Source organism: Streptomyces gobitricini, assembly GCF_039532985.1.
In the GTDB taxonomy this organism is placed as follows: domain Bacteria; phylum Actinomycetota; class Actinomycetes; order Streptomycetales; family Streptomycetaceae; genus Streptomyces; species Streptomyces gobitricini.
Genome location: NZ_BAAASR010000013.1, coordinates 267,536 through 280,039, shown reverse-complemented (window position 1 = coordinate 280,039; position 12,504 = coordinate 267,536). Strand labels below are relative to the sequence as shown.

Annotated in this window: 6 protein-coding genes; all 6 read right to left on the bottom strand. The window is 69.3% G+C overall.

All coding sequences use genetic code 11. From position 1 onward, the window contains the following. Positions 1-31: 31 nt before the first annotated feature. Positions 32-160 (bottom strand): DUF6408 family protein, encoded by a 129-nt coding sequence (locus tag ABD347_RS10850; RefSeq protein WP_344359565.1) that lies wholly within the window; start codon positions 158-160, stop codon positions 32-34. Positions 161-383: 223 nt separating this feature from the next. Next, the gene (locus ABD347_RS10845) at positions 384-2,510 is read right to left on the bottom strand and encodes a DEAD/DEAH box helicase (protein ID WP_344359563.1); all 2,127 of its coding nucleotides are present in this window, start codon (positions 2,508-2,510) and stop codon (positions 384-386) included. Then, positions 2,510-3,835 (bottom strand): BREX system ATP-binding protein BrxD, encoded by a 1,326-nt coding sequence (gene brxD / locus ABD347_RS10840; protein WP_344359561.1) that lies wholly within the window; start codon positions 3,833-3,835, stop codon positions 2,510-2,512. Before brxD ends, ABD347_RS10845 begins: the two co-directional genes overlap by 1 nt. A gap of 43 nt (positions 3,836-3,878) precedes the next feature. Continuing rightward, complete coding sequence (locus ABD347_RS10835; protein ID WP_344359559.1) at positions 3,879-5,627, bottom strand: AIPR family protein; 1,749 nt, start codon at positions 5,625-5,627, stop codon at positions 3,879-3,881. 48 nt (positions 5,628-5,675) lie between these two features. Further along, positions 5,676-8,579, bottom strand: a complete 2,904-nt coding sequence (gene pglZ / locus ABD347_RS10830; RefSeq protein WP_344359556.1) for a BREX-2 system phosphatase PglZ — start codon at positions 8,577-8,579, stop codon at positions 5,676-5,678. Then, positions 8,576-12,499 carry a BREX-2 system ATPase PglY gene (gene pglY / locus ABD347_RS10825; protein ID WP_344359554.1) on the bottom strand — a complete coding sequence of 1,308 codons (3,924 nt, stop codon included), beginning with the start codon at positions 12,497-12,499 and terminating at the stop codon, positions 8,576-8,578. Before pglY ends, pglZ begins: the two co-directional genes overlap by 4 nt. Between the last annotated feature and the right edge of the window lie 5 nt (positions 12,500-12,504).

Genomic DNA, 12,504 nt, shown 5'->3' with positions numbered 1-12,504 from the left:
GCGGGCTCTCCGGGCCCGCCACTTGACCGAGTCAGAAGACTAGGTGCGCCGCTGCCGTCAGGGCCGTCACCACGAGATTGGCGACGACACTCACGCTGACGTCGACCAGGATCGTGCGAAACCGGTTACGACGCGCAGGCTTGTACTCGACGGGGATCATGAACACCACTCCTCGGCGTGAAATCGGAATGGCAGGGACTGCCCTACCGGGCATCCGCACTCACCCCACGTACGGGACGCGAGGGAAACCACTCCTGGGTTTCACGGCCGAGAATCGGCAACTGAACACCGCTGACGTACCCTCCGGGAAGGCGCGCAGCGCAAACAACATTAGTGCATCGGCGAGTTGCTCGTGCCTGATTAACGCGTGAACCGGGGCGCGACTATGCCGACTGAAATCTGGTCCGCTCCGAGAGCGCTGCGCGTGCTCCTTCGAAGTCGGCCAGTCGTGCCGCGACCGTTGCCGTTGCAAGACGCAAGGGCAGGGCGGCGGAGAACTTCAGGCCTGCCACCGCACGCTGATCGACGTCCGGAAGCACGAGAGCCGGACCGGTCTCGGCGGACTTGAGTGCGCTCTTCCACATCTCCTGGGTCAGATCTTCCCGAAGCCGGACGAAGCAGTCGGTGGGACGTTGGACGGGGTCGGCGATATCCCCCAGTGTTGCGCCGAGTGTCGCGTTGGCGCGGTAACCCGCCCATGTCCACCAGCGGACGTCGTTCCCTTTCCGCACCACGAGCGTGCCGTCCGGGTGGGCCAGGTGGGGGGCATCCGCGACGCGCCACTCCTGCAAGCAGACCTCGGCTCTGCGGGTGAGTGCCACGGGCGGAGTCGCGCCGAGCAGGACCTCGCGCATCGCGCGTGTGAGTGCGTGAGACAGGCCGGCGACCGACCCGCTCGACCACTTGGCGATTCCGCCGCTCTCGACCGGCTCGACGAAGACCCTCTTGCGTCCCCAGTCGATGAACGTCACCTGCCAGCTGCGGCCCGCAAGCAGGAGTCTGCGGGGGCCCCGCCGCTCCTCGGTGAGGACGGCGGGATCCATCCGGCCGATCTCCGTCCGTCCGGACAGGACGGTGAACTGGGGTGGCGCGGTGAATGACGCCGTCAGCTCGATGAAGTGCCTTCGTCCGAAGCGGCGTTCGGCCTCCTGGCCGATGAACAGCATGCCGCCGTCGGACTCCAGGAAGCCCTCCTCCACGAGATGGCGCAGGACGGGGGCGGCCGAGCGGTCGAAGGGGGCGAGGCCGTTCCACTGCTCCGACCACAGGTGATCACCCAGCTTGTGTTCCTGCAATGTGACGGCGAGGAGCTGTTGGGCGAGCAGGTGGCGCGGGTCGGGTGGTGCGACGACAGGTTCGACCCAGCCTCGGCCCCAGAGCAGGAGCAGCGCGGCGGCCTGCAGCAGGGTCTCCTTCTGGGTGACCAGAAACAGGCAATTCCGGACGGAACCGGGGCGTCGGCCCGTGCGGCCGATTCGCTGGAGGAAGGACGCGACGGTGGCAGGAGAGTCGATCTGGATGACCCTGTCCAGGTCGCCGACGTCGATGCCCAACTCCAGGGTGGACGTGGCGACGATGGCGCAGTCGCGTGCCTCGGCGAACGCCTGCTCGGACCTGGCTCGTTCCTCGGCGGAGAGAGAGGCGTGCGAGAGAAACACGGTGACGTCCCGCGCTCGGAGCGCTGCACCCAGCTCCTCCACCTGACGCCGGGAGTCGCAGAAGACCAGCCGCTTCTCGCCCCTGTGCAGGGCGGCGATGACCTTGGCGGCGTTGTCGAGGGATCCTACGTAGTCGAGCTCCACGTCTCCGGGCGGTGGCGACGCCGTCCGGGCACACGACACGTCAGGGGCCACGACCCTGCCGGCGCGCTGTCCTGTGTTCGCGCCCTGCAGCCAGGTGAGGAGCTGCTGCGGATTACCGACGGTCGCGGACAGCCCGATCCGCTGGATGGAACGTCCCGTCACTCGCTCCAGGCGCTCGAGGACGGCCAGAAGATGCCACCCGCGGTCGTCGCCCGCGAAGGCGTGTACTTCGTCCACGACGACGGCCCTGACACCTCCCAGCATGTGCGCGTGGTCGGTCTTCACGCCGATGAGCATGGCCTCCAGCGACTCCGGCGTGGTCAGCAGGATGTCCGGCCTTTCGGTACGGATCCGGCGTCGCTGGGATTCCTTGGTGTCGCCGTGCCAGAGGGCGGCGGTGCGTCCGAGCCACTGCGCGTACCCGTCGACGCGTGTCACCAGGTTGTTGAGGAGCGCTTTGAGGGGGCAGAGGTAGAGGACCGAGGTGCCGGTCCAGTTTTCGGCGGTCATGGCCGAGAGAATCGGGAAGCATGCTGCCTCGGTCTTCCCACCGGCCGTGGGGGCGAGCAGCACCGCGTCCTCGCCGTCCATCACCGGGCCGATGGCGGCGCGCTGCAGAGGCCGGAGGTCCGGCCAGCCGAGGGTGTTGACCACGTGGTGCAGGACCACAGGGTCGAGCCGGTCGACAGGGTCCGCGGCATGCGCCATCACAGCTCCAGGTCGATGCCGTCGGCGGACGTCGCGGCAGCCAGGTTCCGTTCCACATCGGTCAGCTCGGTACTCGTCACCGTCAGCCGGTAGTGCTGACGCGGGTCGAAGTCCTCGAACTGGTCGATGCGGTCGAGGACGTCACCGACCAGTTTCTTGAGGAAGAGCCGGGGTGCCACGCCGACCTTCCCGCCGAGCGATCCGCCCACCGCACGGGCGAGGTCGGCGATATACGCGTCGTCGGCCATCTTCTTGATCCGGTCAGGGGCCGCGGCGCCGGACGCGTACAGATCGCGGATGGTCACCCCGAGGCCGGTCAGGGACTCCTGGGTGAATCCGGGCAGGCGCAATTGCACCGCGCGCGGGTTGTCGAAGCGCGGATCCGTCGTGAAGTCCGTGGCCAGCCGCTGGGCGAGTGGGGCGAGCCGCTGCACACCCTGCTGACCGTCGAAGAAGGCAGGCGTTCCGGTGATGACGAGGTAGAGGCCGGGGAAGCGGCCGGAGTGGACCTCGTCGATGAGCTGTCGGAGTGCGTTCAGAGCCTTGTCGCGTGCGTCCGCACGCACCCTCTGGAGGGTTTCGACCTCGTCGAGAACGACGAAGAGCCCCCGGTGCCCCGAGTCCCGGAGCACGGTCAGCAGCCCCTGGAGGAATCCCAGGGCTCCGAAGTGGTCGAGGTCTCCGCGGACGCCCGCGGAGCGCCGGGCCGCCGCGGCCACATGGGGCTGGCCGCCGAGCCAGGCGAGGACGGCTGCCGCCGTCGCCTCGTCGCCGTCCGAAAGTGCGGAGCGGTAGCCGCGCAGGGCGGTGGCGAAGGACGGCGCGTGGCGCGAGACCTCCGTCAGCCGGGCGGCCAGCAGCAGCTCCACCTCGCCGTCCAGGTCCTGCTCGTCGGCGCCGGCGGCGAGAGCGTCCTCTTCCAGTGCGTAGAACCAAGCGTCCACCACGGGGCGTAGGGCGCTCGGCGTGAAGCTTGCCGTCGCCAGTCGCTCGGTGAGCCGCCGGTAGACGGTCTCCAGTTTGTGCAGCGGGGTCTCGGTCTCCGAGACCTGGATCTCGGCGACGGCGAAGTTCCGCTGCTTGGCACGTTCGCCGAGCCAGCGGGTGAAGAAGGTTTTGCCCGAGCCGTACTCTCCGCGCACGGCCTTGAAGACCGAGGCACCGGAGGCAACCGCGTCGAGCTCCGCGTCGAGCGCGGACTCGAAGCGGTCGAGGCCCGTGGCCAGCAGATCCAGGCCGCTCTCGGGGACCGCTCCACGCCGGAGGGCGTCGATGGCGGTGCGCCGTCGAGCGGCGGAGACGGCGGTGGGACGAGGAGCGCTCACCCGCGCATTCTCCCATCCGCCACGGACCCGGCTCCCGGTTGCGTCATCGTCGGCGCAGGCTGCCGTAGCCGAGCGTCGTCGTCAGGTGGGCGACGAAGTCCGCGCTCTTCGCGGTCTTGTCCGGCCCCCACTGCCGGTCCTGCTGGAAGAGGTCGAACTGCTTGCGGAGCGAAGTCCACAGGGACTCGAGACGCGCGGGAGTAGGGAAGACGTCCTCCCGGGCGGCGTTGCCCAGCATGTCCGGCCTGTTGAACACACGGCCGACCAGATCGACCGCACCGAGCATGGCCAGATGGAAGTGGAGGTTGGTGTACTCCGAGCGGGAGACGGGCTCCGAGGTCGACTGGAGGAACTCGTCCACCTGCCGCTGCGCCCTGGCGAGCCAGAGGTACACGGGGAGCTCCGTCTTCTCGGAGAACACCCGCCGGTAGTCCGTGTCCGACTTCAACAAGCTGGACGGTCGGGCGCGCGCATGGTCGGGTTGCCCCAGAGCCATCGCCATCACGGACTGGGCGAGGAGCGGGATGCTGATGATGCGGTCGGCGGGCTTTCCCTGATTCCGGTAGAAGTTCTTGCGGCGGTCGTAGAACCACTCGTGCTCGAAGAAGTACGACTCGATCTGCCGCTGGATGTCATCGGTGGCCCGCAGGGAGGCGACGGGCACGCTGGTTTGCCGGTTGGTGGCACGGATCACGGCATCGCGGGCCGCCTGATCGGCCGTGACGAGGATGCGCACCTGCACCAGCCGGTCGAAGACGGGGTCGCTCGGCTCGGCGGCGTACAGCTCGCGCAACGTCTCGTGGAGCGTGTACGAGGTCTGGAGGCCATTGACGATCTGCACATCGGAGAGACTCAGGCGCTTGCCGACCGACGTGGCCTGGGAGCACACGATCGTGATGCCGTTGTTCAGCCACCAGAACTCGGGCGCGTCGGCCTTTTGGAGAGACGCGGTGATCTCCCGGTTGACCTCGACGTTGCCCTGGTAGTCGCGGACGTTCCAGTCGAAGATGTGCGACTTGATCGTGCCGGTCTCGTCGCTGAGGAAGTCGATGTACTCGCCCAGGCCGACCAGCGCGATGTGACTGGTGCCGTGGGTGATGCTCTCCCGATACGGAAGCTCCAAGGTGTAGGAGGGAAGAGTGCTGGCCCGCTTCCAGAGCTCGGCCGGGCCCAGGAACTCCACCTCGCCTGTCGAGATGGCGAACGCCTGGGTGAGCTGCGCCTCCAGCAGCTTCGCCTTCGTCTGCACTTTGACGTGGACCTCGGAGGCTTCGCCGCGTGTCACGTACGAGAACTTGATCAGCATCGTCGGGTGGCGGTGCGCGAGTCGCTTCAAAGCCTCGCGGAACAGCTTGAAGCGGGCCAGGAGGTCCTCGTTGTAGAGGATCGACACCGCACTCTCGTCGACCTCCATGTTCAGGAGGTCCTTGCAGGTGGCGGCCACGCGGTCCAGTGCCAGCTCGGAAAAGGCGGGGCTCGTCTTGGCCTGAACGAGCCACAGAGTCAGCTGCGTTCCGGCCTCCACCTGTGACACGGCCGACGACTGCTGGAAGATCTCGCTGTCCTCGTGCAGGAGCCGGCCGCCGAGGAACACGTACGCGCCGTCGACGCCGCCGTCGTTCCCGCCCCCGATGATGCCTGCCTCTATCTCCTCCTCCGACAGGCCGAATCCGTGCAATGCGTGTTCGCTTGCGAACCGTTCGAAGGCGGCATCGAACGACAGGGGGACGGCCCGGGCGTTCCGCCACTCGTCGATCATCTGGTTGATCAGAACACGGTCGTTGGCGCTCATGGCTCCTGGCTCATCGTGAAGGATCGGGAAATCGGGCGGACGGGACGGTCAGTCGAGGTCGAACTGCACGCGCAGCAAGGGCAGGTCGAGGCGGACCGTTCTGCCGTCCGGCAGCGTCTCCAGGACCTGTACGCCGTCGTAGTTGAGGAGCTGACGCAGGATGGCGGCGAACCCGTCGGCTCGTGTCGTCGGATACGACACGCGCTGGGCCAGGGCCGTCACCGGCAGGGTGCCACCGGCATCGATCAGGGCGCGAATCGCCTGCTTCAGCTTGCCCTCGGGGGGCTTGCGCGCGAGCAGCTCCTGCTGACCTTTGAACGTCTCCGATGCGAACAGCGCCGCGACCAGGGCGTCGCCGGGGTCGACCACGGCAGCAGTCATCAGCGCGTCCTCATGCTCCGCTGCCGGAACGAGGGCGACGTCGAACAGCGAGTCGTGGGTACGCGCCAGCCGCTCCTGCTCCTTGCTGGACTTCTGCTTGGCCGGACGCTTCGCGGATACGGTCGGCTGGGGCGCCGGGGCAGCCACGGGCTGGGACGCCCTCGCCCCCAGGTGCCACCAGAGGGGCCGCTGGTCGCCCAGCTCCCGCCATGCCGGTGGCGGGGTGGCCCCGAACGGCAGAAACGCGAGGACGGGGATGGTGAATTCGGCGATTGACGCGCCCCCGTGGTAGCCGGCCTTCCGGGCTGTGTACCGGGAATCGGCATCCCACAGAGCGACGATCGAGGCGCCGGGCTCGGGCGCGACGACCCGACTCCCTCGCAGCTCGATCTCCGCGGGGCCGGTGTCACCACCCGGAGTTCGGTGACGGGCGGACAGCGGCGACCCGGCCTCGACCTTTACCCCGTGCCGGTCCACCACATGCCCGTGGTCACTGGTGATGAGTACGGCCATGCCCTGCTCCGCCGCGACCCGCATCAGGTCCAGAAGCCCCGGGATGTGCGCCGCATGCCAGGACCCGTCGCCGAGCTTCTGCTCCTTCGCGAGCCGGTCGTCGATGGCGTTGAGGACCACCGCGACATGCGTACGGCCGTCTGCCAGCGCCTTGCTGAGGGCCGGGCCGAACGTCTCACCCGCGCTCTCCGCCCGCAGGTCGTCCTTGTGGAAGACAGCGGCGGGCGCTCCGCCCCAGAGCGGAAGCCGGGGAAACAGCTGAGCCTCGTCCTTCTGCGATCCCTGCATGAGCCGACCCGCGAAGAGAGAGGTCCGGGAGACGGCCGTCAGCGTCGGCAGGGCAGCGGCCATGGCCCGGCGCCGCGGGCTCCCCTTCTCCACTGGGTCGAACTCCGCCCACGAGGCGCGCAGTTCTTCACCCAGCTCGGTGGCGATGGCCGCACTCATGCCGTCGAGGACAAGCAGCAGCACCCGTCGGTCGCCGGGGCCCTGGACGACGGGCTTCACGACCCGCTCCAGGAAGTTCTCCACGACCAGCCCTGTACCGGGCCCGGTTCCCCCAGCCGTCCACGTCGCCAGCGTGTGGGCGAAGTCGCGGTCGATCTCGCGGCGGCGCTCGCGCACCCGAGCGGCGAGCGAGTCGTACGCGGCGGCGAGCGCGGGATCGGGGTCGCCGCCGGCTTCGATGTGCTCCAGGGCACGGTCGACCCAGCCCGTCTCCTGGACGTGGTGCTGTATCGCGTCGAACACCGGCCGGTTCGCGTCGATCGATTCGATGCTCAACCACTGGACGAGCCGCTGACTCATCCTCGCCCGCTCGACCCGCGCCCTGATCTCCGGACCCTTCGCCCGCCGGTGATCTCCCAGAGCAGTGACCGCGCGGGCCAGCGCTCCAGGCTCGCGCGCGGCAAGCGCCTGGCCGGCGGCCTTGAACCTGGCTTCCAGACCCACGGACAGGACGGGACTCGCCTCGGCCGCGGTCTCCGCTCCGAACTGGCGCACCAGTACCGAGGCCCGGTCCAGGGCCGTCTCGCTGATCCTGCGTGCCTCACGCGCTTCGTCGGAGCCATCGCCACCGGCCCTGCCCGCCCTGGCCAGCAGTCCCGTGACGTAGTCCTCCGCGGCCCGGCCGAAGGCGGCCGCCAGCACGTCGAACTGCTCGCCCTTCGCCGGGGGCCGCTCGCCGAACCAGCGCTCGGCCCGACCGCGTGCCGTGTACGTCGCAGCGTCCGGCTCTGCGTGACACCACAGCGCGGAGCACACCAGACCGAAGGGGACGGCGTCAGGTCCGTGTTCCGCCTCGACCAGGGCGAGGATCGCCTGGCCTGCGAGCCCGGCCTGGTCCGGTTCGCCGAGGAACGACACGAGTCCGGAGCGCTCGGGTCCGCGCAGCTCGAGGAACCTCTCGGGCCCGGTCGGCGTCAGCGACCAGCCGAGCAGAGCGTGCGTGTCCAGGCTGTCGGTCGCCGCGGTGTGATCCCGCGGGCCGTTCTCCTGTTCGTCTCGGTACGGCCCGAGCCGTAGGCGCCGCAGCGCGAGAGCGGACAGCGCGACGGACCGGGACAGCAGACCGCCGCCGAGGCGGCTCCAGCCGGCCGGCGGAGCGGCATCCAACAGCGACTCCGCGGCCCAGTTGTCCTCCTTGAGTCGCGGATCCACCTGCTGAGCACCGAAGGCATCACGGACCACGTCCCAGCTGTCGACCGCGTCGATGCGCTGCTTGTGGGCCCGGGCGAGGATCGCCGGGTCGAGTTCGTTCTGCTCCCGGTCCGTGAGGACGACGAGGACGGCCGGACCCGCCGCCCGGTCGGCGAGATGGTCGAGCACCAGCTCGTGCACCGCGAGCGGGGACGGCGCCGCCACGACGCGAGCGGACTGCCCGTCACCCCAGGCCGGATCGCCGGGCCCCTCCCACCGCGGAGTGGAGCGCAGCAGGACGACGCGACGCCTGCCACGCCCGGCGAGAGCGTCGGCCAGGGAGGACTGGGCGGACAGGTACTGGGTGATCGTCGCGAGGTTCAGCCGTACCGCGACCGTGCCGGTGGCGACCGTGCTCATGACTCGACCACCCGCCAGGTGATCTCGATCGTGGCGCCGGGCTCCTGGGCGACCAGTTCTGCGAGTTCCGCCTGGAGCTCCGCGACGGCCCGCACTGCCGTCGTCCGGCCGCCGCCGGACCAGCGCACCCGAGTACTCGTGCCGCTGACGCCGGAAGCGGGACCGGCCTTCGGCTCGGTCTCCTCGGGCACCTTCGGGTGACTGGTCGGAGTGTCCAGGGCGATGTCGCCGGGCCGTGGAGCCGGGGGAGCGGGAGCGGGCGGCGGGGTGGCCGCGGCACGGTTCCGCTTCACGAGTGCGAGAACGTCACGCTGAGCGCGCGCCAGGGCGTCCTTGAGGTCGTTGGTCCGCTGGTCGCTGCGCGCGGCGTTACGGAGGGACTCGAGCAGCGCCTCGCCCTCGGGCCCTTCGGACGAGGCCAGGTCGAGCGTGCTCCAGGAGGCCGAGTCCAGCGACTGGGCCACTGTACCGGCCTGCTTGATGGACGTACCGAAGCGATCGGGGCTGACGGGACCGAAGTCGAAGGCGGCGAGCGCCTCGACCGTCTTCCTGGCCCCCGCGGCACCCTGACCGGCCGAGCGGGTGAGCACGTCGAGCAGCTCCACGGCCCTGCGGGCGATGGTGAGCCGTCCCGTCTCCACCGTCTCGTCCAGCTGGAGGAAGCCGGCATGCCGCTCCAGCTCCACCACCAGCTGGCGGGCCTCCTCGCGGTACTTGCCGGCCTCGGTGGCGATCAGCCTGGCCAGCTGGTTCACCATGCGACCACGGCGCAGCGTCGGCGCGGGGACACCGAATACGGTCGTGAACCGCTGCCGGGCAGTGTCCCAGTCCTCCTCCGATGGAAGCGGCTGGCTCCGCAGAGAGTCCTGCTCCCTGATCTCGTTCAGCCCCGGAGGAGGGTCGAGCGGCATGCCCGCCCGTACCCACACCCGGTCGTCCATCTCGGCGAACGAGGCCACGACAAGCCGACTGAGGAAGGCCGGCAGGCCGCGCGGAGTCGGCCGGTCCGTCCAGTCGGTCAGAGTGATCAGGCTGAGGTCGCCGGTCACGCCCTGCTCGCGGGCCAGCTGCTGGAAGTGGTCGGCCCAGTAGCGGGAGAGCTCGAAGTACGCCTCCTTCTGCCGGCCGAGCCGCAGCGGCCCGGCGACCCTGCGCATCAGGTTCCGGTCGGTGGCCGGGATCTCGGCCCGCCCGTCGCGTGCCTCGACCGCTGCCTGGACGTGGCCGAAGACCTTCTTGGCATCGGCCTGCCGGACGGCGGTACCGGTGCCGTCGGGGTCGAGGTCCGGGTGCTCCGGGAACTGGCTCGCAAGCAGCTTGCCGACGATGTGCCGGATGCCGTCGCGCAGCGACTGGCCGAAGGAGAGCGTCAGCCCGTCGACCGCACGCAGCGACTGCAGATGCTCGGCGAACCCGAGCTCCACATCGGTGGCCTTCTTCTCGGCGAGCCCGTAGGCCTGCTTGAAGGCCGCCTTGACGTTCTTGAGCAGGGACTCCCGCTGTGTCTCCAGGAGCCCCTTGGCCCGGGCCCGGTTGTCGGGGCTCAGATGTCCCGCGTACTGCCCGTCGAAGCGCTGCTCGTCCGCGAGCGCCTTGTCGATGACGACGAGGCGGCGGAAGTCGGCGTACCGCTGGTTGGAGAGGTGGGTGGGCAGCCAGGCGACCGTACGGGACGGCTCGCCCTGCTTCTCGCGCAGCCGTCGCATGCGCTCGGCGTCCTCGACCGGCCCGTATTCACCCTCGTCGAAGGGCAGGTCGATCACGAGCCGCCAGCGCCCGTCGAGCTGGGGCATCAGATCGTGATCGGGCAGCTCGTCCTCGTCCACGACATTGCCGAAGATCACTTCGACGCTGCGCTCGGTGCCACGCCAGACCAGGCTCAGCTCGTCGATCAACTGCCCTTGCGTGATGCCGAGTTCTTCGGCGAGGAGCCGCTTGGCGAGCGCGTTGCGGTTGCCGGGGTTGTCGTTGATCTGGGCGTTGGCGATGACCGAGTCCACGTCCACGCCGGACAGTTCGAGACGGACACCCGGGTTGGCCTCGGTGCCGGTCTCCTTGATCTCCGGGAAGCGTCCTGCCCACTCCGCGATCTTGTTCTTCAGGATGCCGTACTCGCGGCCGGGGATCGGGGCGACGACAGAGCCGTAGTTGAGGGCCGACAGGCGGCGGATCGTGAGCTCGGAGAGCGCGGGGACGCTCGGGGCGAGAGCGGAAAGGAGCAGCGTACCGACGATGCGGTTGTCGCCGACGAACAGCTTGATCCGGCCGCGCAGCGCGGGGTCGGTGATGTCGTCCGGGCGGTTGGTGTACTTCTCGATGTCCTCCTCCGACACGTTGTGCGTGAGGAGGAGGTAGGGGCGCAGCTTGGTCTTGTACAGCTTGTCCGCCGCCTCGAAGACGACCTTCAGACTGTCGGTGAACGGCTTGTCGCCGCCCGCGGTGATCAGCGGGTACAGGTCGCCGACCGGGATCAGGTCGCCGAGTCGCAGCTCGTTGCGGTGGTTGGCGAGCAGCTGTCCCATCAGCTTCATACCGGTGCGGTTGCGCTGCAGCGCGGAGGACACGTGCACGAGGGTGTCCATGAAGGCCGGCGAGAAGGGGTACGTGAGCCGGAAGCTCTCCTCGTCCGCGCCGACGCCGTCCGCACCCCGGTCGGAACCGAGCAGGGTGTCCCAGACCTCCTGCCGGACCTTGCGCGTCTTGTCGAACTCCGCCTTGATGAGCGCCGCGGCGTCGGCGTCCTTCGGCTGCAGGAGGCGGGCGTGGGCGACCTGCGGGAGGTTGCGGTCCTCCAGGGTGATCTTGTCGAACCGGCCCGAGGCCAGGTTGAGCGTGTCCTGGATGGAGGACTCCGCCGCACCGGACACCTCCTCGCCGACGAGCTCGCGCAGGTCACGCTGGCGGGCGATGAAGGAGACCACCGGGATGGCACGGCGGGCATCGCCACCCTCGACGAAGTTCGTGATCTTGCTTGCCTCGCGGGCCACGAACTTCTGGTCGTGGATCAGCGTCGCGAGCCACAGGATCAGCTCGTCGAGGAACAGGATCAGTCCGTCGTAGCCGAGCCCCTTCGCGTGCTCGGCGATCACGGACAGGCCGGCGTCGAGCGAGATGAACCCGTGCTCGTCCTCGGCCGCGTTCTTCGCGAAGCCGGGCAGCAGATTCGTGCTCGCGTCGCGCACGAGTCGTGCCCGCAGCTCGGAGGGGGTGGACGGCCGGACCAGGTTCAGGGCCGTGCCGCTCTCGTGAACCTCCTCCGCGGCGAGCGCGGTGTCGAGCAGCTCCGGCGTCCACGCCCAGGCGAGGGACTCGCCCCATTCGTCCTCTTCCTCGCCGTCCGCCTCGTCGGACCCGTCCAGCGAGGCGAGGCCGGCGATGACCGCCTGATCGCCCATGCGCGCCCGCATCGACCGGATGTCCTCGAAGAGGGCGTCCGTCCGGTACACCTGCGGTGTTGGCGCCTCCGGGTGCAGCTTCTTGACGTGGCTGACGTACCCGCCGAGGACCCGCTGCTCCAGTGCCTTGGCCCCGAGCATGTGGTACGGCACGAGCAGGAACTTCTTCCCGTCCGTGCCGAGCCATTCGTGCTTCGTCAGCACCGGGTCGAAGTCCTCGCGCGCACGGGCGGCCGGGCTGCCGCTGAGCAGCGCGTGGAGCACGGCCATGAAGTGCGACTTACCGGAACCGAAGGAGCCGTGGAGGTAGGCGGCCTTGGACGTGGCCCCGTCGAGCGCCGACTTGATCAGGCCGAGCGCCTCGTCGAAGTTCTCCAGGAGCCGCTCCGTGACCACGTAGTCCCGGAGCGCGCGCTCGGCACCCTCGGAGGTCGTCGCCTCCGCGAGCTGGAGCACGAAGTCCGAGGTGGAGACTTTCTCCTTGATGTCGATGACATCGCGGAGCAGGGGCGGCTGCTGGGCCATGGACG